Below are 26,178 nucleotides of genomic sequence, written 5' to 3'. Positions count from 1 at the left end.
TCGTGATGCGGTCCGATACGGCTAGACCCGCCGGATGCTGCCCATCCATGCCGTTCTCGAGGAGCTGAAGACCGCACTGGCGACGACCGGTACCGTGGTGCTGGCGGCCCCGCCCGGTGCCGGCAAGACCACGGTCGTGCCCCTGGCCCTGATGGAGCAGTCATGGCTGGCGGGCGGAAAGCTTCTGGTGCTGGAGCCCCGACGGCTGGCGGCGCGGGCGGCGGCCGAGCGGATGGCGCAGACATTGGGCGAGGCTACGGGCCAGACCGTCGGCTATCGCACCCGGCTGCAGAGCCGGATCGGCCCGTCGACACGAATCGAGGTGATCACCGAGGGAGTCTTTACGCGGATGATCCTGGACGACCCCGGTCTGGACGGGGTGGGGGCGGTGCTGTTCGACGAATTCCACGAACGCAGTCTCGATGCCGACCTCGGCCTGGCCCTGGCCCGGGACAGCCAGTCGGTGTTGCGTGAGGATCTGCGGCTGCTGGTGATGTCGGCGACGCTGGATATTGTCGGGGTGGCGAAACTTCTGGACGGGGCCCCTGTCATTGAGGCCCAGGGGCGGATGTTCCCGGTCGAGACCCGCTATGCCGGCCGCAATCCGCTGGAACGGCTGGAAGACGCCATGGCCCGGGCGGTGATGCAGGCGCTGGGTGACGAGCCCGGCTCGGTCCTGGCCTTTCTGCCGGGGCAGGGCGAGATCCATCGCACGGTTCAGGCGCTGAAGACGCGGTTGCGCGACCCGGCCGTCGATGTGGTGCCGCTGTACGGAGCGCTCGACAAGGCCGAGCAGGACCGGGCCCTGGCCCCGTCTCCGCCCGGGCGGCGCAAGGTGGTGCTGGCGACCTCGGTAGCCGAGACCAGCCTGACCATCGAAGGGGTGCGGGTGGTGATCGACGGTGGCCTCTCACGGGTGCCGCGGTTCGAGCCGTCCAGCGGCCTGACCCGACTGGCGACCGTCAAGGTCAGCCGATCGTCGGCCGAACAGAGACGGGGACGGGCGGGGCGGACCGAACCAGGCGTCTGCTACCGCCTGTGGGACGAGGAACAGACCCGGGGGCTGGTACCGCACCAGAGACCCGAGATGCTGGAGGCCGATCTGACCGGCTTCGCCCTCGACCTGGCCCGCTGGGGCGCGCGCACGGCCGAGGGGCTGGCCCTGCTGGACCCGCCGCCCGCCGGGGCCTTCGCCGAGGCCCGGGCGGTGCTGGCCCGATTGGGTGCCCTGGACGGAGACGGCAATCTGACGGCGCACGGCCGGCGGCTGATCCGGATTCCGCTGACGCCACGGCTGGCCCATCTGGTGGCTGTGGCTTCGGACGAGGGCGACGCCCTGACCGGCGGACGGATTGCGGCGATCCTCAGCGAGCCGGGTCTGGGCGGCAGGGACCCGGACCTGGGAGAACGGCTGCGGCAATTCCGCCAGGACCGCTCACCAAGGGCGCGTGATGCGATGACCCTGGCCGAACGCTGGGCCCGGGCCGCCGGCGGCGGCAAGGGCGGGACGGTCGATCCCGGCAGCCTGCTGGCCGAGGCCTTTCCCGAACGGGTGGCGCGGGCCCGGGGCCGACCGGGCGAGGTGCTGCTGGCCTCGGGACGCGGGGCGTTTCTCGATCCGACCGAGTTGCTGGCACGCGAGCCGTGGCTGGCCGTGGCCGAGATGGGTGGCGGCGATGCGCGCGATCGGATCCGTCTGGCCGCCCCGGTCGATCCGCTGGCGCTGGAACACCGGATCACGGTCGAGGACCGGCTGACCAGGGAACCGTCCGGTCGGATGGTCATGCGCCGCATCCGGCGGCTGGGGGCCATCGTCGTCGACGAGAAGATCACCGGCGCGCCGGACCGGACCCAGATCAGCGCGGCCCTGCGGGCCGAGATCGAGGCCGGCGGACTGTCGACCCTGGACTGGGGCGAGCGGGCCGGGATCTTGCGGGCAAGGCTGACTTTTCTGCGGACCCTCGAAGACGGCTGGCCCGATGTGACGGATGCGGGTCTGCTGGCGACGCGCGAGACCTGGCTATGGCCCTTGCTGGATGGAGCGAAATCCCTGGCGTCGATCGCCGATGCGGCGCTGGAACAGGGGTTGAAGTCGCTGGTGCCGTGGGACCGGCACAGGGCGCTGGACGATCTGGCCCCGGCGCGCCTGACCACGCCGCTGGGCAGTGCCGCCATCGACTATGCCGCCGAGGGCGGGCCGCGCGTCGACATCCGGGTGCAGGAACTGTTTGGGATCACCACCCATCCGACCGTAGGGGGCGGGCGCGTGCCCCTGACCCTGGCCCTGCTGTCACCAGCGCGAAGGCCGGTGCAGGTGACGAAGGACCTGCCGGGCTTCTGGGCCGGGTCCTGGGCGGCCGTGCGGGCCGAGATGCGCGGCCGCTATCCTCGCCACCCCTGGCCCGAGAACCCGGCCGAGGCCCCGCCGACCAACCGGGTCAAGCCGCGTGGGACCTAGGCGTCGTCGGGCAGGGGCGGGAAGGCCCCGGTCCCGCACTGGGTCTGGTCCGGATTCTTGCCGACGGCGTCGCGGTAGTAGCTCTGGATGCGCACAAGGTCGGCGGCATAGTCGCCGGTCGGGTGGATCACGGCCGCAAGGCTGACGGTGCGGGTACGGTAGTCGATCACACCGAGGATGATCGGCACCCCGGCGGCGCAGGCCATGCGATAGAAGCCCGACTTCCATTCCGGAGTCAGGCTGCGGGTGCCCTCCGGAGCCAGGCCGAGGATCATCCGGTCGTGGGTGCGGAAGGCCTCGCTGACCGTCCGGATCACATCGCCGCCGGCCGAGCGGTCGACCGGGATGCAGCCCAGCCAGCGCAGCAACCCGCCAAACGGACTGTCGACCAGACTGGCCTTGGCCAGCCATTTGGGCTTGACGCGCAGATAGCCGGCCGTGGCCAGCAGGATCGGGCCGTCCCAGTTGGAGGTGTGCGGCGCGACGATGGCAACAGCCTTGTCCAGGGGCGGCCATTCACGGGGGACCGTCCAGCCGGACAGGGTCAGATAGAGACCGCAGAGCCAGCGAACGACGTCGGACGCGAGTCCCCGGGACGGCGCGGGACGGACCGCAGGTCTCAATCCGGCGGATGACGCAGAGTCTGCGTCGGTCATGGGGTCGGTCTCAGAATGATCATCGCCAATGCCCTGCCCTGGCGGCCTCACCATTCCGCGGACCCTGACGGTCCTGCGCTGGTCTGCCGATGGCCGATACTCACCAGCTTCGCCGGGAAAATCCAGCGCTCCGTGTCGACCGGTCCCGGCTTGAGTCGGGGAGGGCACCTCGACTACCGTCCGTCACGGAGATCTCACATGATGAAACAGCTGCTTCTCGTCCTGACGGCCGCCGCCGCCGCCGCCAGCCTGTCCGGATGTAGCCCGGCGGCCGAGACCACGGCGGACCCGACGACGCCCCCCGCGACAGAAGCCATGACCCCGGCAACCGAGATCGCACCGGGCATCCCCCGGCTGGCGGCGCAGGGGGCATCAGCGGCGGCCTTCGTGCCGGCGGGCTGGCGGCTGGAACAGGCGGTCGAGGGCGACATCAGCCGCGACGGCGTTGCGGACCTGGCCTTCGTGCTGCGCCGGGCCGATCCCCGGAAGATCCTTCCCCGCGAGGGCCTGCCGGACTCGGACATCAATCCGCGCCTTCTGGCCGTCGCCCTGGGTGGGACGGGCGGTTTCCGCCTGGCTGGACAGAACCATGCGATCTTCCCCGAGCGGGACGCCGACATGCTGCATATGGACGATCCGTTCGACGCCGGACTGAGCCTGGCCAACGGCGTCCTGACGCTGGAACTGAACCTGTTCATGTCGATGGGCGGCGGCAGCACCGGCCCCTATCAGTTTCATTTCCGCGAACAGGACGGTACGGTGAAGCTGATCGGCTATGACCACACCAATGTCGAACGGATGAGCGGTGAGATGACGGCGGTCAGCGTCAATTTCCTGACCGGGCGACGCACGGACACGAGCGGGCGGATCGATTCGGAACAGGAGACGACCGTGACCTCACGAACGACCGTGAGGCCGCTGCCGCTGGATCAGGTCGGGGATGCGTTTGCCTTTGAATATGACCAACTGACGCCCCAAACGCCCTGACAGATTCGCTGAGCCTGACGCCCGATGACCGACGCCCGTCGCCTGTTCGGTGTGAGACTGCTGCACACGGCCATCTATGGCGTGATGGCCACGGCCTCGCTGCTGGTGCTGTGCGGCGGGATCACCGGGGCCCGGGGCCCGTGGCTGATGGTGGCCGTGGGTCTGGTGGTGATCGAGAGTCTGGTCTTTGTCGCCAGCGGCCTGAAATGTCCGCTGACCGCGGTGGCGGTCAAATACGGGGCCGGTCAGGACGGGTTGTTCGACACCTTCATCCCCGAGCGGTTCACCCGCCACACCTTCCGGATCTTCGGGCCGATGATCCTGCTGGGGCTGGCCCTGCTGGCGATCCGGCAATGGTCGGCGGCCGGTTGACGACCTAGGCCCCGGCGGCGATCCCGTCCGTCACAGCATAAACCATGACGCCGGTGGCCACGGCCAGGTTGAGGCTGTCGGCGCGACCGCGCATCGGAATCTTGACGTTGACGTCGCAGGCGGCGGCCAGGGTGTCGGTCAGGCCGGCCTGTTCATTGCCCATCAGGATCAGGGCCGGGGCCTGCACAGGGGCGTCGCGATAGCCGTGGGTGGCGTCCAGCCGGGTGCCGATGACGCTACCCGGCCAGCTGGCGCGCCACTCCAGAAAGGCCTCGGCGGCGCAGCGGGCGATGGAGACGGCGAAGACCGAGCCCATGGTCGCGCGCACGGCCTCGACCGAATAGGGGTCGACGCAGTCGCCGATCAGGATGACCCCGCCGCAGCCGGCGGAATCGGCGGTGCGGATGATGGTGCCCAGATTGCCCGGGTCGCGCACCTGTTCCAGCGCCACCCAGCAGGGGGCCGAGGCCGGGTCGATGTCGGCCAGTTTGACGAAGGTCTGGTCGAACACACCCAGCACCGTCTGCGGATTGTCGCGGCGGCTGATCTTTTCGAGGATCGGATGGGTGACGGTGACGACCTCACCCCCGGCGGCGCGGGTCTCGGCCATGGCCCGATCCAGCAGCGGATGCGGACGGGCCTCCATCCCGACCATCAGCAGGGTCGGGGTGCGGCCCTGATCGAGCGCCTCGCCGATGAATTTCAGACCCTCGGCCAGGAAGCGGCCGGTGGCCTCGCGTTCCTTGCGCATATGCAGGGCGCGCACGGCCTTGACCGTGTCATTGGTCAGGGAGGTGATCAGGCGGGGTTCGCTCACCGGTCGCTCCAGCGCGAGAAGAAGCTGAGACCGATGGCGCGCCCGTCCTTGCCGTCCTCGGCCAGGGCCAGCTCGCCCCAGTCGATACGGCCGCCGCGGGTCGCCGTGGCCTCGGCCATCACATGGGCCAGCGACAGTCCCGAGATGCGGGCGGCATAGGCGTTCAACAGCAGGAAGGAGGCGTCGTCCGACAGCAGGGCGGCGCAGTCGGTCACCAGACCGGGCAGGTCCTCGAACAGCCGCCAGACCTCGCCGGTCGGGCCGCGTCCGTATTTGGGCGGATCGAGGATGATGCCGTCGTACTTCGAGCCGCGCCGGACCTCGCGGGCGACATATTTGCGGGCATCCTCGACGATCCAGCGGATCGGCCGGTCGGCCATGCCCGACAGTTCGGCATTCTCGCGGGCCCAGGCGACCGACTTCTTGGAGGCGTCGACATGGGTGACCTCGGCACCGGCGGCGGCGCAGGCCAGGCTGGCGACGCCGGTATAGCCGAACAGGTTCAGGATCTTCGGCCGCGGCCCGTCCTTGCGTTCCTTGACCAGGGCGCGGATCCGGCCGTCCAGCCAGTCCCAGTTGGCGGCCTGCTCGGGGAAGAAGGCCAGGTGGCGGAAGGGGGTGAAGCGGCTGGTGAAGCGCACGTCGCGCCAGGCCAGCGGGAAATTGTCGATCGGGCCGTCGGCGAAGCGCCAGCGACCGTCGTCATCCTCGTCCTGCGGATCGAACACGGCGTCGGCGCGGGTGAAGGCCTCAGGATCGCGCGGCGACCAGAAACACTGGGGCTCGGGCCGGACCACCGTATAGCGGCCGTAGCGCTCCAGCTTGCGCCCGTCGCCGCTGTCCAGCAGGGCGTAGTCGGGCCAGCCCCGCGTGACGAGGGTTTCGGGCGTGGGGGAAAGAACCGGAGGCATATGCGGCTGATAGGCGCTCAGGCGGCCTGTCGTCCAGAGTCGGTAGCGGCGTCCGTGTCCATGCCGTCGACAGGATCGGCCTGATGCCGGGTCTTGTCCCAGGCGAACGGCTCGCGGATCAGCCGCCAGGCGGCGTGGGCGAAGGCGAGGCTGAGCAGGGACCAGTAGGCGGGGGCGGTGACCATGTCGCCGAGATGATAGGGCAGGCCGGCCCGCTTCGCCCCGACGGCGCAGGTCAGCCAGGCGGCAACAACGCCGAGCCCCAGCACGGCCAGAGCCGGCAGTGGCGTGGCCGGAGACAGGCCCGCCGAGGCGGCGACCAGCACCGCCGAGGCGACCCAGGCCAGGGACGGCGCATGCAAGGCCGCCGACACCAGGGCTACGCCCAGGGTCATGACCAGGGCGACCAGACCGCGCAGCCCCAATCCAGGCGGATCCCGGCTATGGACGCCCCAGGTTTGCATATAGCCCTTGAGCCAGCGCGTTCTCTGCGGCAGCCAGTGTTCCAGACGACCCGGCGGACACTCATGGGTCGGGCTGGCGATCAGGCCCAGCCGCCAGCCGCGGCACCACAGGCGGAAGCCGAGATCGGCATCCTCGGTCACATTCCACGCGTCCCAGCCCCCGACCGCGCGCAGGACATCGGTGCGGAAATGGTTGCTGGTCCCGCCCAGCGGAAACGGCAGGCCCAGCCGCACCAGGCCGGGCAGGGCCACCTCGAACAGGGCCGCGTATTCGGCGGCGAACTGACGGTCCAGAAAGCTCGCCCGTCCGGTGCGAGTCCGGATACGCAGCGGAGCCTGCAGACAGGCCAGCCGTCCGCTGTCGTCGGCGGCGAACCGGGCGGCGGCCTCGCGCAGCTGCCCCGGGTCCGGTTCATCCTCAGCGTCATAGACGGTCAAAAGTTCGCCCGTGGCCCGGCTCAGGGCGTGGTTCAGCGCCCGGGGCTTGGTGCGGGGCACACCCGGCGGAACCAGCAGCAGCTTCAGCCAGGCCGGGGGACGGGCGGCGATCACCGCCTGGATGGTCGGATGGTCATCGGCCTCGAGCACCAGCCAGCCGTCCAGCCGGTTGCGGGGATAGTCCAGGGCGGACAGACGGCGGATCAGCTGGGGGGCGACAGCGACCTCATCATGGAGGGCGGCCAGCACACTGTAGCGCGGCCAGCGTCGTGGTGAAGGCGGACGGCGCGGGGCACGCCCGCTGCACAGCACCAGCAACAGACGCCACACGGCGCAGACCAGAAAGCCGACACCGATGGCCACTCCTGCGGCCCGCGTCACCGGTTCGGGCCACAGGAGGACGGCCGCGACCGCGCCGGCGAGGACCCCACCAACGACCGCAGCCTGGGCCGGGGTCGCCCCTGTATAGGCCGCGCCGTCAGGCCGTCTGCGCCGCGGCGGCCGACGGGGTTGCCATGCCCTGTCCTGATTGCAGGTCACCACCATTCGATACTCGTAATACGGGAAATGCTCGCCATCAACCGCACAGCGTGTGGCGTTGGCGGTCTGGAGCGAATGCCGCTATTCAGCAGCCTGGTCCTTTGGAGTGCAGGTTTGTCCGGCGTCACCCGTCCCAATCGTCGCTCGGCCCGCAAGCCCAAGGGCGAGGGCCATTCCCGCCGCGCCGAGATCCTGGCAGCGGCCGAGCGGATCTTCGTCGAGCATGGCTATGAGGGGGCGACGATCCGCAAGATCGCCGACGAGGTCGGCCTGTCGTCGACCGCCCTCTACATGCATTTCTCCGACAAGCAGGAAATCCTGCACGAGATCTGCCGCCAGTCGTTCGAGACCCTGATCGCCCTGAACCGGACCGTCCTGGACTCGCCCGGCGAGCCGGAGGTCCGGATGCGGCGGATGATGGAAGCCTATGTCACCTTTGGTTTCGCCCATCCCAATGCCTACCGGCTGGTCTATCTGACCCGGCCGCTGGAGGCCCGGGACGGGGCCGAATCCGTGGCCCAGCAGCTGGGGGCCGATCTGTTCCGGTCGTTCGAAACCCTGGTCGAGGATGTGGAACGGGCCGGCCGGCTGCGCGGTGAGGTGCGGGCGTCGACCCAGGCCCTGTGGGCCGGCGGGCACGGCGTGGTCTCGCTGATGATCACCAAACCCTATTTCGACTGGGTCGATCGCGAGACCCTGGTGAAGACCCTGATGGACGCCCTGTTCATGGGACTGCTCAAGCCGTGAAACCGCGGGCCCTGGTGATGATGGTGGCGCTGGCCGGGCTGGCCGCCGGACCGGTGACGGCGGCCCCCTTGCGGGTGCTGTCCCTGGATCAGTGCGCCGATCAATATGTTCTGGCCCTCGCCCCGGATGCCGAACTGGCCCTGTCACCGCGGGCAGACGATCCTGATTCCCGACTGCGCGAGGCGGCACGCGGACGGCGTCAGGTTCGGCCGACACTGGAGGCCGCCATCGCCTTTCAGCCCGACGTGGTGGTGCGCTACTGGGGCGGGGAGCCCCGGCTGCTGGCGGCGCTGGAACGACGCGGTGTCCAGGTCCTGCTGATCGACGATGCGACCGACATGGCCGGGGTCCAGACGACGATCCGGACTGTATCGGCCGGGCTGGGCCACGCGGACCGGGGCGAGGCGCTGATCCGGCATATGGACGCGCAGCTGGCGACGGTCAGCCCGCCGTCCGGGTCGCGACCCGGTGCCCTGTATCTGACGGCCGGGGGGTTCACGGCCGGTCGCGAGACCCTGGTGGGGGCGATTCTGGTGGCGGCGGGCTTCGCCAATCTGGCCGTGTCCCCCGGGTTCGCCCCGGTCAGTGTCGAGCGGATCGCCCTGAACCGGCCGGCGCGTTTCGTCCTGGGCTTCTTCGACCAGATCCGGGCCGACTGGCGCGGTCCCGGACGGCATCCCGTGGTGCGACGGGCCGCCGCCGGACGCGTCGCCGCCCGACTGCCGGCCACGGTCCTGTCCTGCCCGGCCTGGTTCGCGGCCGACGCGGCCGCCCTGCTGGCCCACGCCCCGTGAGGGTCCCGGCGAGCGCAGCACGACTGAATCTCTTGCTGGGCGGGCTGATTGTGCTGGGTCTGGGCCTGGCCGTCAGCCTGGGTGAGAGCAGCTTCGGCCTGACCCACTATGTCGCCGCCTTCACCCGTCCCGGATCAGGTCCGGCCGAGGTGCTTTGGCAGGTCCGGGCTCCGCGGGCCGTCTGTGCCCTGGCCGTCGGTGCGGCCCTCGGCCTGTCCGGCGCGGTGATGCAGGGGCTGTTGCGCAATCCCCTGGCTGATCCCGGCGTGCTCGGGGTCTCGGCCACGGCGGCGCTGGGGGCGGCCCTGGCCATCGTCCTGGGGGCGGCGGCGGTGCCCGGCGCGGTCGAGATCGCCGCCCTGATCGGGGCCGGTCTGGCCGGGGGCATCCTGATCCTGTTCGCCAGCAAGGTGCGCGCGCCGGAGGCCCTGATCCTGTTCGGCGTGGCCCTGTCCAGTTTCGCGGGCGCGGCGACGGCCCTGATCTTCAACCTGTCCCCGTCGCCGATCGCCACCGCCGAGGTGATGAGCTGGCTGCTGGGCTCGGTGCAGAACCGCAGCTGGATCGACGTCGCCTGGGTCGTGCCGGCCGTGATCGTTTCAGGCCTGTTCGCCTGGCTGGCAGCACCGGGGCTGAAGATGCTGTCGCTGGGCGAGGAGACGGCCGCAACCTCGGGCCTGCCGATGGCGCGCCTGCGCCTGTTCGCCCTGATCGCCGCGGCCGTGGCGGCCGGGGCCGCCGTGGCCGTGGCCGGGGTGATCGGCTTCGTCGGCCTGGCCGCGCCGCATCTGGTGCGGACGGCCATGCGCGGGGATCCCGGCCGATTGCTGCTGCCCTCGGCCCTGGGCGGCGGCCTGATGCTGGTGCTGGCCGATCTGGCGGCGCGGATCACACCGACCGATCAGGAGCTGAAACTGGGTGTCTTCACCGCCCTGGTCGGGGCCCCACTGTTCGCCCTGATCGCCTGGCGGGCGGCGCGGGAGTGGCGACTGTGACCGTCGTGGCCCTGGACGGCGTCACAGCCGCGATCGGGGGGCGGACCGTGCTGAACGAGATCGACCTGACCGTCAGTTCCGGCGAACTGGTGGCCCTGTGCGGTCCCAATGGTGCGGGCAAGTCGAGCGCCATCCGGGCCGCCCTCGGTCTGTTGCCGCTCAACGGCGGTCGGGCCTTGCTGGCCGGACAGCCCCTGTCAGACCTGTCTTCGGGACAGCGGGCCGAACAGGCTGCCTATCTGCCGCAGGAACGGCGCATTGCCTGGAACCTGCCGGCGGTCGAGGTCGCGGCCCTGGGGGCCCCGTGGCTGGCGGGTGAGGCGGCGCTGGAGCGGGCCCGGGCAGCCCTGGCCGAGGTGGATATTGCCTTTCTGGCGGACCGGGGCGTGTCCGAGATGTCCGGCGGGGAGCGGGCCCGGGTCCTGCTGGCGCGCTTGCTGACCACACGGGCGCGGGCCCTGCTGGCCGACGAGCCGGTGGCCGGGCTGGATCCGGACGCCCAGCTGATGGTGCTGGAGCGTCTGGCCGCGCGGGCCCGGGCCGGGCAGGCCGTCCTGGTCAGCCTGCATGACCTGTCGCTGGCGGCGCGCTTCGCCGACCGGGTCGTGGTCCTGGATCAGGGGCGAGTCGTCGCCGACGGGCCGCCGCTGGAAGCGCTGCGCCCCGTCATCCTGCGCACGGTGTTCGGCCTGACCGCGACCTGGCTGGACGGGCCGGACGGACCGCTGCTGGCGGCCAGTCGCGCCGCGACCGGCCCGGTCTCGCTTCAGGGCCGGTAGGGACGGGGACCGGCCGAGACGCCACGGGCGATGTCGCTGGAAGTGGTCAGCGGGGCCGCTCCGCCGTTCAGCCGCGCCTTGTAGATGGCCATGTTTTCCATCACCCGCATCATATAGTTGCGCGTCTCGGTGAACGGCGTGCATTCGATGAAATCGACCGGATCGACCGAGCCGTCGCGCGGATCACCGCAGCGGGCGATCCACTGGGGCGGCCGGGCCGGTCCCGCATTGTAGCCGACCGTGGCCAGCAGCATCGAGCCGCCGAACCGGTTGGTCAGGTCGCCGAGGTGATAGCTGCCCAGCGTCATGTTGTAATCGCCGTCCCACAGCCGCTCGGCGCTGAACGGCATGTTCAGCTGGCGGGCCACGGCCGCGCCGGTCGATGGCAGGAACTGCATCATGCCGCGGGCGTCGGCCCCAGAGCGGGCACGGGGGTCGAAGCTGGATTCCTGACGGGTGATGGCCAGGGTGAATTCCAGCGGCGCGGCCCCGGCGACGATCGGCGGGATCTGGATCGGATACTGGCGGTGCGGCATCAGATAGCCGCGCTGGCTGGCGGCGCGACCGACCATCATGGCGGTGAAGCCTTCGCCATAGCCGCGCGACATATCCATCAGCAGGGCCAGGTCGACGGCCCCGGGCAGGGTGCCGTCCAGATGATAGGCGAAGACCCGGAACAGGGAGGTCTCGCCGGTCTCGCCCAGGATGCGGGTGGCGCGTACCACCTCATCGGCCTCGAACCGGGCGATGTCGGCCTGGGTCGGCACCGGGTCGGCGGGCAGGGTCAGGGTGGTGATCCCGGCCCTTTCCGCGGCCAGCTGGCCGTAGAAGGTCTGGAAATGCTCCGATCCCTCCAGATAGCGCTGGTGGGCAGTGGCGGGGTCACCGGCCGCCTCGGCGGCGCGCCCCAGCCAGTAGAGGGCCCGCCCCTGGGTGATCGGAGTCGAGGACATCGCCCTCAGGGACTCGAAATGCCGGGCCGCGCGGGTGGGATCGTTCAGCTTGGTCAGGGCGACCCAGCCGGCGAAGAATTCGGCGTCGACCATCCGCTCGCCGGACGGAAAGCCATGGTCGGCCATCGCGTCATAGGCCGCTCGCCATTCGCGGCGTTCCAGCGCATCGAGGAAATAGTTACGGCGCTCGCTCCACAGGCTGCTCTGGCCGTCGCTGTGGGCCGGGGCCCGGGGCAGGACGGACAACAGGGCGAAGCCTTCGGTCTGGCGGCCGGCAGCGCGCAGCAGCCGGACCCGCTCCAGCACCACGGCCGGGTCGCGGGCCTGGGCCGGCGTCAGCCCGGCCACGATGGAGTCGCCGTTGTAGGCGGTGCGCAGGGCCAGGACGGCTTCCGCCACGACGCGACGCTCGGGCGAGACGAGCGTGATCATCTCGCGGGTGGCCGGGCCGTGCGGACCCAGCAGCAGCATGTCGAGCCGGGCCTCGTGATCCGCCTGGGTCAGCCAGCGGCTCCAGCGCGTGAGAATCCGCCCCTGTGCGGCCGCGTCGAACGACTGCGTCCGCCACCAGTCGCGAATCAGCGGACGGGCCTCCTCGCCACGGTTTCTCTGTTCGAGGGCGGCGGCGAGGGCGATCACCCCCTGGATACTGGTCGGAGCCTGGCCGTCGAAAAAGGCCAGAACCGTATCGGGGCCGGCATTGGCCAGATCCAGGGCCCGTTCACCGGCGGCCTCGCGTGATTCGGTGCGAGGCCAGGCAGCGAAGCGCGACTGGGCTGCGGCCAGTTCGTCAAAGGACAGTTGCTCGGCCGAGGTATCGATCAGGGCCCATTCGACCAGTTTGCGGGCGGTGGGATCGCTGATCCGGGCCATGATCGTCTGGGTGGTGATGACATCGCGGGCCCGCGCCGCAGCCAACCCCTCACGGAACGCGGCAGCATCGGATTCAGTGAGGACCCGGCCCTGATAGGTGGGGCTGGCGACATAGGGGGTCGCCTGGGTGCTGATCAGAACGGCAGGGTCGGGGGCGAGAATCGCCACGGCGGCGGCCAAGGTCGTCGCAAACATGATCTTTTCGATCCCCATTCATCCCGGTTGCAGCAGACCAGCGGGCAACCTACCCTCCGACGCTTCGTATCCGGCGACCGCCGCCAGACTTCCACGCAGGACCATCGTTTCAATGACCGCCCCTTTGTTCAAGGGCGTGATCACCGCCCTGATCACACCACTTCGTGACGGAAACGTGGACGAAGCCGCTTTCGAGCGTCTGGTTGAACGCCAGATTGCCGCCGGGGTTCACGGACTCGTGCCGGTGGGGACCACGGGCGAAAGTGCGACCCTGCATCCGGACGAGCACAGGCGCGTCGTTGAACTGTGCGTGAAATTCGCGGCCGGCCGGGTTCGCGTCATCGCCGGGGCCGGGGCCACGGCCACCGACAAGGCCATCGAACTGGTCCGTCACGCCAAGACCGTCGGGGCCGACGGGGCGCTGGTCGTCACCCCCTATTACAACCGGCCGTCCCAGACCGGGCTGGCCCTCCACTACGAAGCCATTGCCGAGGCGGTTCAGCTGCCGGTCGTGCTGTACAATGTGCCGTCGCGGACCGGGGTCGATCTGGCCAATGAGACCGTGGCGCGGCTGGCGGCCCATCCGAACATCGTCGGCATCAAGGACGCGACCGGCGATATGGCCCGTCCCAGCTGGATGCGCGCCAATATCGACGCGGCCTTCGACCTGATCTCGGGGGATGATTCCAGCGGGCTCGCCCATATGGCCCTGGGCGGGGTGGGGGTGATCTCGGTGACATCGAACGTCGCCCCGGAAGCCATGGTGGCCCTGTACGAGGCCTTCACCACCGGTGATCTGGCGACGGCGCGTGCCTGGCAGGAGCGGTTGATCGGTCTGCATCGCGCCCTGTTCCTCGACAATTCGCCGGCCCCGGCGAAATACGCCCTGTCCCGTCTGGGTCTGTGCGAGGAGTCCGTGCGCCTGCCGCTGGCCCCGACGGCCGATGCGGTGAAGCCGGCGATCGATGCCGCCCTGGCCGATGCGGGCGTGATCTGATGGCGTCCGAACAGCCCAAGACCAAGCTGATCGCCGAGAACCGGCGCGCCCGGTACGACTATTTTCTCGAGGATTTCATCGAGGCCGGCATCCAGTTGCTCGGGACCGAGATCAAGTCACTGCGCGCGGGCCGCGCCAATATCGCCGAGAGCTATGCGGCGGTGGAGGGCCGGGAGATCGTGCTGATCAATGCCGACATCCCGCCGTACCAGCAGGCCTATCGCTTCAATCACGAGCCGCGCCGGCACCGGAAACTGCTGCTGCACCGCAAGCAGATCGACAAATTGATCGGGGCCGTTCAGCGCGAGGGCCGGACCATCATCCCGGTCAAATTGTATCTGAACGAGGCCGGCAAGGCGAAGCTGGAGATCGCCCTGGCCAAGGGCAAGAAGATCCACGACAAGCGCGAGACCGAGGCCGCACGGGACTGGCAGCGCGACAAGGCCCGGCTGATGCGGGACAAGGGCTGATCAGACGGCCGGCGCGCTCGAAATCGGACGGGCGTCGACGATGTCGGGACTGGAGGCGACGGCATAGCTGTCGGTGCCATAGGGGCCGAGCGACGGCGGGCTCCAGCTCTGGCCGACGGTCAGGCCGAGGACGGTCACCACAATGGTCAGGATCAGGGCCGCGACGGCGAGACGCCGTTCCGTCGGCGAGAACATTTGGTCCGAATGTCGCATCCTGCCCTCCTGGCTGTGGCCTGTCTCTGGCTGTGGCCTGTCGGTTGAACGTGATGCGGGCGGGGCCGTTCCAGCGCACGGATGACAAATAGCCCGGGACCGGAGCGGCGTGGCCCGGGGGACACGGGCGGGGCCTGCGATCAGCCCTCGATCAGGGCCCGGGCTCGCCGAAAGACGGCTTCAAACATGTCCGGTGTCAGCCGGCCGGTGTTCGTGTTCAGCCGTGAGCAGTGGTAGCTGTTCAGCAGGATATAGTCCCGCACCGGGGCCTCGACGCCATGGCCGGCGACGACGGCGGAGGCCGGCAGGTCCAGCGCCTTCAGGACATTGCGCCGCGACACGTCGCCGAGGGTGACGATGACCTTCAGCCGGGGCAGGGCGGCCAGGCGCGACACCAGGAAGGGGCGGCAGGTGGCCTCCTCGACCGGCAGGGGCTTGTTGCCCGGGGGGGCGCAGCGCACGGCGTTGGTGACCATACAGTCGACCAGTTGCAGACTGTCGTCGGGGCGGGCGTCATAGTCCCCGGTGGCGAAGCCGGTCTTCTTCAGCGTGTCATAGAGCAGCCAGCCCGCGTGATCGCCGGTGAACGGGCGGCCGGTGCGGTTGGCCCCGGTGCGTCCGGGCGCGAGGCCGGCAATCAGCAGCCGCGCCTGTGGATCACCGAAAGAGGCGGCGGCCCCGTTGAACCAGTCCGGGTTCTCGCGCGCGTTGACGGCGCGATAGGCGACCAGACGCGGACATCGCGGGCAGTCCCGGGGCGCTTCGGGAGGGACGTCATGGCTCATGTTGCGGGCTCCGGCGGGAAGGTCCGGACCGTCGGCGCGGTCGCGGGTGCCCGCGGTCGTTCGAACTGGGTGATCAGATCAGCGAGTTCGATGAAACTATCAGCCTGGCGGCGCAGTTCATCGGCGATATGGGGCGGTTGGACCTTCAGCGTCGAGACGACGGTGACACGAACCCCGTGCGCCTGGACCGCCTCGACGACCCGCCGGAAATCCCCGTCACCGGAAAACAGGATGGCGTGGTCGATGTGCGGGGCCAGTTCCAGCATGTCGACCGCGATCTCGATGTCCATATTGCCCTTGGTCCGGGTCTGGCCCTGACCGTCGGTGAAGCGTTTGACCGGCTTGGTCACCACGCGGAAGCCATTGTAGTCGAGGAAGTCGATCAGCGGCCGGATCGGCGAGAACTCTTCGCCCTCAACCACGGCCGTGTAGTAATAGGCTCGCATTAGCACAGCCCTGTCGCGGAACGACTCGATCATCGCCTTGAAGTCCAGATCGGCGTTCAGCGCCCGGGCCGAGGCGTAGAGGTTGGACCCGTCGATGAAGAGGGCCAGCCGGTCGGTCGGATACAGGGTCATGAATACGGACGTCCCGAATACCAATGGTCAGGTTCCGGTCACGATTGACGGTGACCTGGATCTGGATGCCGCAGTCATCGTTGCGCTGGGCAGTAATGACAAGGGGGTCTGGCCCAGCTGTCGCGACGGACTGCAGGCGGCGCTGGCGCGGTTCCGGGCCGAAGGGCTGGATATCGTGGCCCGGTCCGGATGGTGGCATTCCCGGGCCTGGCCAGACCCGACCGACCCGCCATTTCTCAACGGCGTGGTGATCGTCCGCACGGCGCTGGACCCGCACGCCCTGATGGCCACCCTCGGTCGAATCGAGGAGGCCTTCGGCCGGCACCGGGGACCGCGCAACGGTCCGCGGACGCTGGACCTGGACCTGATCGCCCATGGCCGGATTCGCGGCGATCTTAACGGACTGATCCTGCCGCACCCGCGGGCCGCCGACCGGCTGTTCGTCATGGGGCCACTGGCGGAGATCGCACCGGACTGGCAACATCCCGATGGCATTGGTCAGGCGTCGGATCTGGCGGCCACGGCCCCCGTGGGACGGGACGCCCGGCCGGTTCCAGGTGAAGACCTGGCGACAAACTAGGCGGCAGCCTGCGTCCAATGCCTCATTCCCGCCTATGCGGCGTTGCACAATCACGCGTAACGCTCTATTTTGTGCGGTTCTCCCCGTCGCCAGAGGATTTTCATGGCCCGCGTCACTGTCGAAGACTGCATCGAGAAGGTACCGAACCGGTTCGGACTGGTTCTGCTGGCCGGTAATCGCGCCCGCGCGATCGCCAATGGCGCGCCGCTGACGCTCGATCGGGACAATGACAAGAACCCGGTCGTGGCCCTGCGCGAACTGGCCGACGACATGGTCAAGCCGGAAGAACTGCGCGAGACCATCATCGTCGCCCTGCAACGGGTCGACGAGCGCACCGAGGCCGAGGATGAAGCCGAGGTCGTGGCGCTGCTGGCCGAGCCGCAGCACATGAACATGGCCGAGGCCGAGCTGATCCGCGCGCTGCAAAGCGACCGCGACGGCGGCCAGGAGGAGCGATACTGACAGCGGAACCCGCTAACGGTATCACCATCCTGCCGGCGCGGCCGTCCAAGGCCGCGACGTCTCCCAAGACTGCCAACCAGAATGAACCCGCATCCGGTGATGACGAGGGCGCGCCGCGGCGGGCTCCGATCCTGCGTCAATTCGAACTGATCGAGGCCGTAAAGGCCTATGATCCGACCGCCGACGAGGCCTTGCTCAACCGGGCCTATGTCTATGCGATGAAGATGCACGGTTCGCAGCTGCGGGCCTCGGGCGATCCGTATTTCGCCCATCCGATCCAGGTGGCCGGTATCCTGACCGACTACAAGCTGGATACGGCCAGTATCGTCACGGCCCTGCTGCATGACGTGGTCGAGGACACCTCGGCCACCCGCGACGATATCGCCGCCATGTTCGGCGAGGAGGTCGCCGGCCTGGTCGAGGGGGTGACCAAGCTCAGCCGGCTGGAGCTGCAGGCCGAACACACCCGCCAGGCCGAGAATCTGCGCAAATTCATCCTGGCGATTTCCAAGGACGTGCGCGTCCTTTTGGTGAAGCTGGCCGACCGTCTGCACAACATGCGGACGCTGAAATACGTCAAGCCCGAGAAGCGCGAACGGATCAGCCGCGAGACCCTCGAGGTCTATGCGCCGCTGGGTCGGTCAATCGGTATCCATTCGATCGCCTCGGAACTGGAAGAACTGGCGTTCGAACATCTGAACCCCACGGCGCGGACGGCGATCGAGCGACGGCTCGAGGCTTTGAAGCTGGAGCATGGCCGGGCCATCGACGGCGTGTCGCGCGATGTGGAAACGGTGCTGGCCGAGGCCGGGGTCAAGGCTCATGTTTTCGGCCGCCAGAAGACGCCCTATTCGATCTGGCGCAAGCTGCAGCGCAAATCGGTCGGCTTCTCGTCCCTGTCCGACATCTACGGATTTCGCGTCATCGTGATGAGCGAGGACGATTGCTACCGGGCGCTTGGGGTCATCCACCGGGCCTGGCCCGTGGTGCCGGAGCGATTCAAGGATTTCATCTCGACGCCCAAGTCGAACAACTACCGTTCGCTGCACACGACCGTCGTCGGACCGTCGGGCCTGCGGATCGAGATGCAGATCCGCACCGAGGCCATGGACCGGGTCGCCGAGGACGGGGTCGCGGCCCACTGGGCCTACAAGAACAAGAGCTACGGCTTCGACCAGGAGGCGATGGAACGCGACGGCGGTCGTGACCCGCTGCAGAACCTGCGCCACCTCGTCCAGGTCATCGAGCACGGCGAGGGCGGCGAGGACTGGGTCGAGCACGCCAAGCTGGAAATGTATCTGGACCAGGTCTTCGTGTTCACGCCCAAGGGGGCGCTGATCACCCTGCCGCGCGGCGGCATGGCCCTGGACTTCGCCTATGCCGTCCATACCGAGGTCGGCGACACCGCCGTAGGGGTCAAGGTCAATGGCGAGCTGAAGCCGATGCGGACCCAGCTTCAGAACGGCGATGTGGTGGAGATCATCCGCGGAGCCAAACGCGAGATCCCCGCCGACTGGCGCTCGCTGACCGTTACCGGCCGGGCCCGGTCTGCCATCCGGCGGCATATCCGCACGAGCGAGCGCGAGGAGTTCCAGAAGCTGGGCAAGGCGACCCTGGAACAGACCCTGGCCCGGGGCGAAAAGCTTCTGGCCGAGGTGACACTGACTCCGGTGCTCGAGACCCTGGCCATCGCCAACGACGAGGACCTGTTCGAGGCCATCGGCCGCGGCCAGCTGTCGGCCGGCAAGGTGGCCGAGACCCTGTTCCCCGCCCTGAAGGGGCGGATGAAGGCCGGACCGGACCGGCGCCGCATCGTCGACGAACAGGCCCGCCTGTTCGTGCGTGGCGGCGGACTGACGCCCGGCGTCAGCGTCCATTTCGGCCAGTGCTGTTCCCCGGTGCCGGGTGACCGGATCGTCGGCATCCTGGGAGAGGACGTCGGTCTGACCGTCCACACCATCGACTGCCAGAGGCTGGCGGATTTCGCCGACGATGATTCGGTCTGGCAGGACCTGCAGTGGACGGCCCATGCCGAACAGGGGGCCGTGGCCGCGGCCCGGCTGCACGCCACGATCAAGAACGCGCCGGGTGTGCTGGGCGAGGTCGCGACCCTGATCGGGGAGGCCGGGGGCAATATCCTGAACCTGGTAATGAGCCACCGGCAGCAGGACTTCTTCGACGTCGTCATCGATCTCGAGGTCGAGGACGCCAAGCACGCGACCACCATCATGGCTGCCCTGAGAGCGAATCCCTCGGTCGACACGGTCGAACGCGCGCGGGGATAGGCCTTGCGGCGCGGACCAGTCGCGCTATGACGGCTCCCATGACCTCAGAAGACGTATTGAACGAGTTCCGCGCCGTGGGTGCCCTGCGTGAGGGCCATTTCGTGCTGTCCTCGGGCCTGCACAGCCCGGTCTTCCTGCAAAAGAACCTGGTCTTCATGGACGGGGCCCGTTGCGAGCGGCTTTGCAGGGCGCTGGCGCACAAGATCACCGCCGCCATCGGCCCGGTCGATGTGGCCATCTCGCCCGCGGTCGGGGGGATTATTCCGGGCTATGAGACGGCCCGGCATCTCGGCGTGCCCTCGATGTACGTCGAGCGCGAGGGCGGCACCTTCAAACTGCGCCGGGGCTTTCAGATCGAGCCGGGCCAGAAGGTGGTGATGGTCGAGGACATCGTGACGACGGGGCTGAGTTCCCGCGAATGTATTGCGGCGATCCAGGCCGCCGGGGGCGAGGTCGTGGCCGCAGCCTGTATCGTTGACCGCTCGGGCGGGCGGGCCGATGTCGGGGTGCCGCTGATCGCGCTGGCGACCCTGGACGTTCCCGCGTACGCGGCGAACGCCTTGCCGCCGGAGCTGGCAGCGCTACCGGTCGAGGATCCCGGCAGCCGCCGTCTGGGCAAACAGGCCTGATACGATGACCGAGCGGGTCCGGCTGGGCGTCAATATCGACCATGTGGCCACCGTCCGGAACGCCCGGGGCGGCAGCCACCCTGATCCGGTGCGGGCGGCGCGCATGGCCCTGGCGGCCGGCGGGGACGGCATCACCGCCCACCTGCGCGAGGATCGTCGCCATATCACCGACAGCGACATCGCGGCCCTGAGCCAACTCTGTGCCGAGGCCGGCCGGCCACTCAATCTGGAAATGGCCCTGACGGAGGAGATGCTGGCCATCGCCCTGCGGCACAGGCCCCACGCTGCCTGTCTCGTCCCCGAGCGTCGCGAGGAGGTGACGACCGAGGGCGGGCTGAACGTCGCTGCCCAGGCCGGGGACATGACCCGGGCCGCCCGGGCCCTGTCGGCGGCGGGAATCCGGGTATCGCTGTTCATCGATCCGGTCGCGGAACAGGTCGAGGCCTCGGCCGCGGTCGGGGCCCAGGTGGTTGAACTGCACACCGGGCGTTTCTGCCATGCGGTCGGTGCCGAACATGACATCGAGCTGAAACGCCTGGCCGAGGCGGCCCGGCTGGCCCATGGCCTGGGGCTGGAAGTCCATGCCGGACACGGCCTGGACTATGAAACCGCGGCCGAGGTGCTGGCCATCCCGGAAATCCGCGAGCTCAACATCGGCCATTTCCTGATCGGTGAGGCGGTTTTCATCGGCCTGGACGCCGCTGTGGCCAGGATGCGGGCCGTGATGGATGGAGTTTCCGGGTGATCGTCGGGGTCGGCGCGGACCTGTGCGACATCCGCCGGATCCAGACATCGCTGGACCGGTTCGGTGACCGGTTCAAACAGCGCTGTTTTACCGAGCTGGAACGGACCCGTTCGGATCGCAAGCCTGATGCGGCCTGGAGCTATGCCAAACGGTTCGCCGCCAAGGAAGCCTGCGCCAAGGCCCTCGGGACCGGCATGCGGTCGGATGTCTACTGGCGGGACATGGGGGTGGTGAACCGCCCCAGTGGCCAGCCCACCCTTGCCCTGACCGGCAACGCCGCCAACCACCTGAAACAGTTGACGCCGATCGGTCATGAAATGCGGATACACCTAACGCTGAGCGACGAGCATCCTTACGCACTCGCCTTCGTGGTGATCGAAGCCTTGCCGCTGGCTTAATCACGTTATACCCGTTTCGCGGTCAAAGACCGTGAACAGCGGCTGGGGGACAGGGGTCACATGAGCGACGAACACAAGACGGACGACGCGCACGGCACGCACGGAGCGCACGACACGCACGACACGCACGACACGCACGACACGCATGACACGCATGACGCAGGCCATCACGATGCCGCCCATGCCCCTGCCGATGACCATGATCATGCGCCGGCCGAGGCGACGGACCACGGTCATGCCGCGCCCGACGACCATGCCGCACACCCGGTCCATGAGGAGCACACGCCGGTCGAGGCCGCGCACACCGATCATGACGTCCACCCGGCGCACGACGATCATGCCGCGCACGACGATCATGGCGGACACGCCCATCATGAGGATCATGCGCCGGCCGAGGCCGCGCACCCGGACCATGACGCCCATGCGGACCATGGGGATCACGCCGCGGACCATGGACACGAGGCTCCGGCCGAGTCGGCCCATCACGAAACCACTGACCATCACGAACACACCGCCGGCCATGACGTGGTTGCGGCAGCGCCTGTAGCGGCGGCCGCCGTGGCCTCTGCCGTTTCGGCAAAGCCGCCAGTGTGGAGCGACCACGGCGACGCCCCGTTCGAGGACGCCGAGCCTGCCCCCGTTGCCACCTCCAAAAAGAAGGCGAAGAAGACGTCCGGCGGCGATAACGAATTCGTCGAGATCGTGAAGACGATCGTCTTCGCCCTGCTGATCGCCCTGGTGCTGCGGGTCTTCCTGTTCCAGCCCTTCACCATTCCGTCGGCCTCGATGGAGCCCAACCTCTATGAGGGCGACTACATCGTCGTGACCAAATGGAGCTACGGCTATTCCAAACACTCCATTCCGGGCAGCCCGGGCCTGTTCAACGGCCGGATCCTGGAACAGGCACCGCAGCGGGGCGACATCGTCGTGTTCAAACTGCCGACCGACAACAAGACCGACTATATCAAGCGCCTGATCGGCCTGCCGGGCGACCGGATCCAGATGATCAACAACCGGCTGTACCTGAACGGCACGATCGTGCCGGACGTGGTGCTGGGCCAGACCGAAGAGGCCGATGCCTATGGCCCGCGCCCGGTGAGCCGCCTGTCCGAGACCCTGCCCGGCGGCAAGGACTTCACCATCAACGATTTCGGCCCCGGTTTCCCGCTGGACAATACCGAGGTCTTCACCGTGCCGGCCGGCCACTATTTCATGATGGGCGACAACCGCGACAATTCGGTCGACAGCCGTGAACACCCCGAGCGGGGCGGCGTCGGTCTGGTGCCGGCCGAGAACCTGATCGGCAAGGCCCAGATCATCCTGTTCTCCTGGTCGCCGGGGGCCTCGCTGTGGGATCCCGTCAGCTGGTTCACCAAACTGCGTCCGAGCCGGTTCTTCACCGTTCTGGACTGATGGCCAACCTGCGGGCCGAGGCGGTCGCTGAACTTACGCGCCGTCTCGGCCACGCTTTCCGCGATCCGGCCCTGCTGGAACGCGCCCTGACCCACGCCAGCGTGGGGGAGGGGGCGGTGCGCGACGCCGCCGGTCGCCCGATCCGCGACAACCAGCGTTTCGAATTCCTGGGCGACCGGGTGCTGGGCCTGCTGGTGGCCGAGAAGCTGATGCGCGATTTTCCCGAGGCCGATGAGGGCGACATGTCCTCACGCCTGCACAGCCTCGTGGACAAGGTCGCCTGCGCCCGGGTGGCCGAGTCCCTTGGCGTCGGACCGGCCATGCGGCTGTCGGCCGGGGAATCCAAACAGGGCGGCCGCCGGCGCGAGAGCGTGCTGGGCGACGCCATGGAGGCCATCCTGGCGGCCGTCTATTTCGACGGCGGTCTGGATGCCGCCCGCCAGGTCTTCGACGCGACCTGGGCAGCGGAATTCCAGGCCACGCCGACGCGGGCCGTAACCAATCCCAAATCGGTGTTGCAGGAATGGGCGCTGAAGCTGGGGCGGGCCCTGCCGGTCTATCGCGTGGTGGACCGCAGCGGCTCCGATCATGCACCGACCTTTACCGTCGAAGCCGTGGTAGAAGAGGTCGAAGCCTTGACCGCGACCGGACGATCACGTCAGGAGGCGGAGAAGGCGGCCGCAACGGCCCTTTTGAAACGTGAAGGCTTGATTTGACCGATACCGAAAACCCCAACCAGCACGCCGGCTTCGCCGCCATCATCGGCGCGCCGAACGCGGGCAAATCAACGCTGGTCAACCGGCTGACGGGGTCGAAGGTCTCGATCGTGACGCAGAAGGTCCAGACCACGCGCTTTCCCGTGCGCGGCATCGCCATCGAGGGCGACGCCCAGATCGTTCTGGTCGACACCCCGGGGATCTTTACACCCCGCCGCCGGCTGGACCGGGCCATGGTCGCCTCGGCCTGGGGCGGAGCCCAGGATGCCGACGTCGTCGTCCACCTGATCGACGCGGCCTCGCATATCGCCTCGGAAGGCAAGGACGGCACGCCTGCCGACCGCCGCTCGGCCGAGGACACCGAAACCATTATCGCCAACCTTAAGGCGACCGGCCAGCAGGTCATCCTGGCGCTGAACAAGATCGACGGCATGCGCCGCGACACCCTGCTGGCCCTGTCGCACGCCCTATTCGAAACCGGCGTCTATTCCGAGGTCTATATGATCTCGGCCCTGAGCGGCGACGGGGTCGACGACCTGAAGCAGCGGCTGGCCCGGGGCATGCCCAAGGGCCACTGGCTGTATCCCGAGGACCAGAGCGCCGATGTGCCGATCCGGGTGCTGGCCGCAGAGATCACGCGTGAGAAACTGTATCTGCGGGTCCACGAGGAACTGCCCTATTCAGCGGCCGTCGAGACCACGGCCTTCGACGAGAAGCCGGACGGCTCGGTGCGGATCGAGCAGATCGTCTATGTCGAACGCGAGAGCCAGCGCCCGATCATCATCGGCAAGGGCGGCCAGACCCTGAAATGGATCGGCCAGAAATCGCGCGAGGAACTGACCCTGCTGCTGGATCGGCCCGTCCACCTGTTCGTGACGGTCAAGGTCGATCCGAAATGGCAGGACAGCAAGGCGCTGTACGCCCAGTTCGGCCTGGACTTCAACGCCTGATGGCGACCGGGGAGACACCAGCCCCGGTCGACTTCTATTTCTCGTTCCGCAGTCCCTATTCCTGGCTGGCGGTCCGTCAGGTTCGGGCGTTGGCGGAGGCCCACGCCCTCGACGTGACCCTGCGCGTGGTGCGGCCGCTGGCCGTGCGGACCCCGGACTTCTTCAAATCGGTCAATCCCATGTGGCCGCCCTATCTGTTCCGGGACGTGACCCGGATCGCCGAACGGCTGGGCCTGACCTTTCGCTGGCCCCGGCCTGATCCGGTGGTTCAGGACCTGGCGAGCGGCACGATCGCCGCGAACCAGCCCCATATCGGCCGGTTGAGCCGGATGGGTGTGCTGGCGGCCGAACAGGGGGCAGGCCTGGCCTATGTCGAGGCGGTCTCGCATCTGATCTGGTCGGGTGAGGTCGACGGCTGGGACCAGGGCGAGCATCTGGCCCGCGCCGCGATCACGGCCGGACTGGACCCCATGGCGCTCGAGGCCCGGGCCGTGGCCGAGGCCGGGCGGCTGGACGCGGTACTGCTCGCCCATGAGTCGGCCCAGGCCGCAGCCGGACACTGGGGTGTGCCGTTGTTCGTCTATCGGAACGAGCCCTTCTTCGGTCAGGATCGGCTGTCAGACCTGATGTGGCGCATCACGCAGAATCGCCGGACTGAGGCGGATTGAGCAAGGCGGGCCGCAGGGCGCGCCGGGTCGTTCGAGAGTAGACGTTTCGTGTTCCATGTTCCCCGACATGCCGGCGGTCATCCGCGTCTGACCCTGGCCCTGATCGCGGCGACCGTGCTCGGCGCGGCGGTCGCGACCGGTGTGGCTTCAAGCCGCCCCGTCAATCCGCCGCCTGCCGACGAAGCCAGACGTCCGGTTGCGCGGCCACCGCTCCAGGTGGTCGAGGCGCTGCCGGAATTGACCGAAGCCCTGGACCGGGTCTCACGTGGCCCGCGCGGCTTCAGCGGCGCGGTGCTGGTGGCGCGCGGCGACCGGGTCCTGTTCCGGCAGGTCTATGGCATGGCCGACCACGAGGCGGACCGCCCGCTGGCGCTGGACTCCCGTTTCCGGCTGGCGTCAGTCAGCAAACAGTACACCGCCGCCGCTATACTGAAGCTGCAGGACGCGGGGGTACTGTCGGTCGACGATCCGTTGTGCCAATGGATCCAGCCCTGTCCCGAGGCCTGGGCCCCGATCCGCCTGACCCACCTGCTGTCCCACACCTCGGGTGTGCCCGACCTGATGGCCCGCCCGGCCTGGGGTCTGCAACGGGTCACGCCGGCGACCTCCGCGGCGCTGACCGAAGACTCAAAGCGATACCGCCTTCAGTTTCCGCCCGGCTCCAAGGTTCGCTACGACAACGCCGGCTATAATCTGCTGGGGGCCGTGGTCGAGCGGGCGTCCGGTGTGTCGCTGGCGACCTATCTGCAGCGGACCTTTTTCACACCCCTGGGCATGATGGATACCGGGTCGGACGCCGACGGCAAGGCCCGCGATCTGGTGACCGGCTATGCTCATTTTCCCGGCGGCCTGACTCCGCAGAACGACGCCAATGTCAGTATCGTCTTCGCGGCCGGGGCCCTGTATTCGACACTGGACGACATGCTGGTCTGGGAACGGGCCCTGCATCACGGCCGGGTTGTCAGTGCCCGGTCCTATGCCCAGATGACGGCCGACCATGCCCCGGCGACCACCCCGAAGGAGCGCGGTCGGGTCCGGCGCGACTGGGGCTTCGGTCTGTTCGCCAATAGTCTGGGACGGCAGGTGCGGCCCGCCTTCGATGACCGGCAGATTTATCATACGGGCAGCTGGTCCGGGTTCCGCAACCTGGTGACCTACCAGCCCGAAGCCGATGTCACGGTGATCGTCCTGTCCAACAACTACCACCAGCGCGACCAGGTGTTCCTGATCGCCGAACAGGCGATGGCCGAAGCGCTTGGGCGGTCGTTCCCGACAACGCTGGCGCGCTGAGACTCCCGCTCCGGGCCGGC

Annotated in this window: 29 protein-coding genes; 20 read left to right on the top strand and 9 right to left on the bottom strand. The window is 68.6% G+C overall.

Features of this window, described 5'->3' with window-relative positions; translation table 11 throughout:
• Positions 1-34 precede the first annotated feature (34 nt).
• Positions 35-2,458: an ATP-dependent helicase HrpB gene (gene hrpB / locus PSV00_RS05520; RefSeq protein ID WP_300445497.1), complete on the top strand. Its 2,424-nt coding sequence runs from the start codon at positions 35-37 to the stop codon at positions 2,456-2,458.
• Here the strand turns inward: hrpB and PSV00_RS05515 are convergent.
• Positions 2,455-3,114 carry a 1-acyl-sn-glycerol-3-phosphate acyltransferase gene (locus PSV00_RS05515; RefSeq protein WP_300445496.1) on the bottom strand — a complete coding sequence of 220 codons (660 nt, stop codon included), beginning with the start codon at positions 3,112-3,114 and terminating at the stop codon, positions 2,455-2,457. The genes hrpB and PSV00_RS05515 overlap by 4 nt on opposite strands.
• 198 nt (positions 3,115-3,312) lie before the next feature.
• On the opposite strand from PSV00_RS05515, the gene PSV00_RS05510 reads away from it, so the two are divergent.
• Together PSV00_RS05510 and PSV00_RS05505 are read left to right on the top strand one after the other, a co-directional pair.
• Positions 3,313-4,101: a hypothetical protein gene (locus tag PSV00_RS05510; protein WP_300445495.1), complete on the top strand. Its 789-nt coding sequence runs from the start codon at positions 3,313-3,315 to the stop codon at positions 4,099-4,101.
• Between the two features lie 24 nt (positions 4,102-4,125).
• Positions 4,126-4,473 carry a hypothetical protein gene (locus tag PSV00_RS05505; protein ID WP_300445494.1) on the top strand — a complete coding sequence of 116 codons (348 nt, stop codon included), beginning with the start codon at positions 4,126-4,128 and terminating at the stop codon, positions 4,471-4,473.
• A 4-nt stretch (positions 4,474-4,477) separates the two neighbouring features.
• Here PSV00_RS05505 and PSV00_RS05500 read toward each other — a convergent pair whose 3' ends face one another.
• The 3 genes from PSV00_RS05500 to PSV00_RS05490 form a co-directional block, all read right to left on the bottom strand.
• Entirely contained in the window at positions 4,478-5,224 is a 747-nt protein-coding gene (locus tag PSV00_RS05500) for an RNA methyltransferase (RefSeq protein WP_300445526.1), read from the bottom strand.
• 62 nt (positions 5,225-5,286) lie between these two features.
• The gene (locus PSV00_RS05495; protein ID WP_300445493.1) at positions 5,287-6,201 is read right to left on the bottom strand and encodes a class I SAM-dependent methyltransferase; all 915 of its coding nucleotides are present in this window, start codon (positions 6,199-6,201) and stop codon (positions 5,287-5,289) included.
• A gap of 17 nt (positions 6,202-6,218) precedes the next feature.
• The gene (locus tag PSV00_RS05490; protein WP_300445492.1) at positions 6,219-7,466 is read right to left on the bottom strand and encodes a glycosyltransferase family 2 protein; all 1,248 of its coding nucleotides are present in this window, start codon (positions 7,464-7,466) and stop codon (positions 6,219-6,221) included.
• A gap of 291 nt (positions 7,467-7,757) precedes the next feature.
• On the opposite strand from PSV00_RS05490, the gene PSV00_RS05485 reads away from it, so the two are divergent.
• From PSV00_RS05485 to PSV00_RS05470, 4 genes are read left to right on the top strand one after another with little or no spacing between them, the layout of a single operon-like run.
• Positions 7,758-8,390: a TetR/AcrR family transcriptional regulator gene (locus PSV00_RS05485; RefSeq protein ID WP_300445491.1), complete on the top strand. Its 633-nt coding sequence runs from the start codon at positions 7,758-7,760 to the stop codon at positions 8,388-8,390.
• Positions 8,387-9,184, top strand: a complete 798-nt coding sequence (locus PSV00_RS05480) for an ABC transporter substrate-binding protein (protein WP_366944636.1) — start codon at positions 8,387-8,389, stop codon at positions 9,182-9,184. The genes PSV00_RS05485 and PSV00_RS05480 overlap by 4 nt, the downstream gene beginning before the upstream one ends.
• A 32-nt stretch (positions 9,185-9,216) precedes the next feature.
• The gene (locus tag PSV00_RS05475; protein WP_300445490.1) at positions 9,217-10,179 is read left to right on the top strand and encodes an iron ABC transporter permease; all 963 of its coding nucleotides are present in this window, start codon (positions 9,217-9,219) and stop codon (positions 10,177-10,179) included.
• The gene (locus PSV00_RS05470; RefSeq protein WP_300445489.1) at positions 10,176-10,958 is read left to right on the top strand and encodes an ABC transporter ATP-binding protein; all 783 of its coding nucleotides are present in this window, start codon (positions 10,176-10,178) and stop codon (positions 10,956-10,958) included. Before PSV00_RS05475 ends, PSV00_RS05470 begins: the two co-directional genes overlap by 4 nt.
• Here PSV00_RS05470 and PSV00_RS05465 read toward each other — a convergent pair.
• Positions 10,946-12,979, bottom strand: a complete 2,034-nt coding sequence (locus tag PSV00_RS05465; RefSeq protein WP_300445488.1) for a lytic transglycosylase domain-containing protein — start codon at positions 12,977-12,979, stop codon at positions 10,946-10,948. The two genes, PSV00_RS05470 and PSV00_RS05465, sit on opposite strands and share 13 nt — an antisense overlap.
• 112 nt (positions 12,980-13,091) lie before the next feature.
• On the opposite strand from PSV00_RS05465, the gene dapA reads away from it, so the two are divergent.
• Entirely contained in the window at positions 13,092-13,976 is an 885-nt protein-coding gene (gene dapA / locus PSV00_RS05460) for a 4-hydroxy-tetrahydrodipicolinate synthase (RefSeq protein WP_300445487.1), read from the top strand.
• The gene (smpB, locus tag PSV00_RS05455) at positions 13,976-14,446 is read left to right on the top strand and encodes an SsrA-binding protein SmpB (RefSeq protein WP_300445486.1); all 471 of its coding nucleotides are present in this window, start codon (positions 13,976-13,978) and stop codon (positions 14,444-14,446) included. Before dapA ends, smpB begins: the two co-directional genes overlap by 1 nt.
• On the opposite strand, the gene PSV00_RS05450 is transcribed toward smpB, so the two are convergent.
• The 3 genes from PSV00_RS05450 to PSV00_RS05440 all read right to left on the bottom strand — a co-directional run bounded on the left by PSV00_RS05450 (position 14,447) and on the right by PSV00_RS05440 (position 16,022).
• On the bottom strand, positions 14,447-14,659 hold the full coding sequence (locus PSV00_RS05450) for a hypothetical protein (RefSeq protein ID WP_300445485.1): 213 nt from the start codon (positions 14,657-14,659) through the stop codon (positions 14,447-14,449). It abuts the gene before it with no gap.
• Positions 14,660-14,799: 140 nt separating this feature from the next.
• A complete protein-coding gene (locus PSV00_RS05445) occupies positions 14,800-15,444 on the bottom strand; it encodes a uracil-DNA glycosylase (protein WP_300445484.1) in 645 nt (214 codons plus the stop codon).
• The gene (locus tag PSV00_RS05440) at positions 15,441-16,022 is read right to left on the bottom strand and encodes an NYN domain-containing protein (protein WP_300445483.1); all 582 of its coding nucleotides are present in this window, start codon (positions 16,020-16,022) and stop codon (positions 15,441-15,443) included. Before PSV00_RS05440 ends, PSV00_RS05445 begins: the two co-directional genes overlap by 4 nt.
• Here PSV00_RS05440 and folK point away from each other — a divergent pair.
• The 6 genes from folK (at position 16,021) to acpS (ending at position 21,121) form a co-directional block, all read left to right on the top strand.
• Positions 16,021-16,602, top strand: coding sequence for a 2-amino-4-hydroxy-6-hydroxymethyldihydropteridine diphosphokinase (gene folK / locus PSV00_RS05435; RefSeq protein WP_300445482.1), 582 nt, complete (start codon positions 16,021-16,023; stop codon positions 16,600-16,602). The two genes, PSV00_RS05440 and folK, sit on opposite strands and share 2 nt — an antisense overlap.
• A gap of 102 nt (positions 16,603-16,704) precedes the next feature.
• Positions 16,705-17,064 (top strand): DNA-directed RNA polymerase subunit omega, encoded by a 360-nt coding sequence (gene rpoZ, locus PSV00_RS05430; RefSeq protein ID WP_300445481.1) that lies wholly within the window; start codon positions 16,705-16,707, stop codon positions 17,062-17,064.
• Positions 17,065-17,192: 128 nt separating this feature from the next.
• Positions 17,193-19,349, top strand: coding sequence for a bifunctional (p)ppGpp synthetase/guanosine-3',5'-bis(diphosphate) 3'-pyrophosphohydrolase (locus PSV00_RS05425; RefSeq protein WP_300445524.1), 2,157 nt, complete (start codon positions 17,193-17,195; stop codon positions 19,347-19,349).
• 38 nt (positions 19,350-19,387) lie between these two features.
• Positions 19,388-19,978, top strand: coding sequence for an orotate phosphoribosyltransferase (gene pyrE, locus PSV00_RS05420; RefSeq protein WP_300445480.1), 591 nt, complete (start codon positions 19,388-19,390; stop codon positions 19,976-19,978).
• A 4-nt stretch (positions 19,979-19,982) separates the two neighbouring features.
• Positions 19,983-20,723 (top strand): pyridoxine 5'-phosphate synthase, encoded by a 741-nt coding sequence (locus PSV00_RS05415; protein ID WP_300445479.1) that lies wholly within the window; start codon positions 19,983-19,985, stop codon positions 20,721-20,723.
• On the top strand, positions 20,720-21,121 hold the full coding sequence (gene acpS / locus PSV00_RS05410; RefSeq protein WP_300445478.1) for a holo-ACP synthase: 402 nt from the start codon (positions 20,720-20,722) through the stop codon (positions 21,119-21,121). The genes PSV00_RS05415 and acpS overlap by 4 nt, the downstream gene beginning before the upstream one ends.
• On the opposite strand, the gene PSV00_RS05405 is transcribed toward acpS, so the two are convergent.
• Positions 21,122-21,643: a hypothetical protein gene (locus PSV00_RS05405; protein ID WP_300445477.1), complete on the bottom strand. Its 522-nt coding sequence runs from the start codon at positions 21,641-21,643 to the stop codon at positions 21,122-21,124.
• Between the two features lie 36 nt (positions 21,644-21,679).
• Here PSV00_RS05405 and lepB point away from each other — a divergent pair, with 36 nt between their 5' ends.
• From lepB to PSV00_RS05380, 5 genes are read left to right on the top strand one after another with little or no spacing between them, the layout of a single operon-like run.
• On the top strand, positions 21,680-22,534 hold the full coding sequence (gene lepB / locus PSV00_RS05400; protein WP_300445476.1) for a signal peptidase I: 855 nt from the start codon (positions 21,680-21,682) through the stop codon (positions 22,532-22,534).
• Positions 22,534-23,250, top strand: coding sequence for a ribonuclease III (gene rnc, locus PSV00_RS05395; RefSeq protein WP_300445475.1), 717 nt, complete (start codon positions 22,534-22,536; stop codon positions 23,248-23,250). The genes lepB and rnc overlap by 1 nt, the downstream gene beginning before the upstream one ends.
• Positions 23,247-24,200, top strand: coding sequence for a GTPase Era (era, locus tag PSV00_RS05390; RefSeq protein WP_300445474.1), 954 nt, complete (start codon positions 23,247-23,249; stop codon positions 24,198-24,200). Before rnc ends, era begins: the two co-directional genes overlap by 4 nt.
• Positions 24,200-24,868 (top strand): DsbA family protein, encoded by a 669-nt coding sequence (locus tag PSV00_RS05385; protein WP_300445473.1) that lies wholly within the window; start codon positions 24,200-24,202, stop codon positions 24,866-24,868. The genes era and PSV00_RS05385 overlap by 1 nt, the downstream gene beginning before the upstream one ends.
• 48 nt (positions 24,869-24,916) lie before the next feature.
• Positions 24,917-26,158: a serine hydrolase domain-containing protein gene (locus tag PSV00_RS05380; RefSeq protein ID WP_300445472.1), complete on the top strand. Its 1,242-nt coding sequence runs from the start codon at positions 24,917-24,919 to the stop codon at positions 26,156-26,158.
• The last annotated feature ends 20 nt before the right edge of the window (positions 26,159-26,178 follow it).

Origin of the sequence: Brevundimonas sp., from assembly GCF_029945885.1 — a bacterium.
GTDB lineage: Bacteria > Pseudomonadota > Alphaproteobacteria > Caulobacterales > Caulobacteraceae > Brevundimonas.
This window is presented reverse-complemented; position numbering and strand designations above follow the sequence as displayed.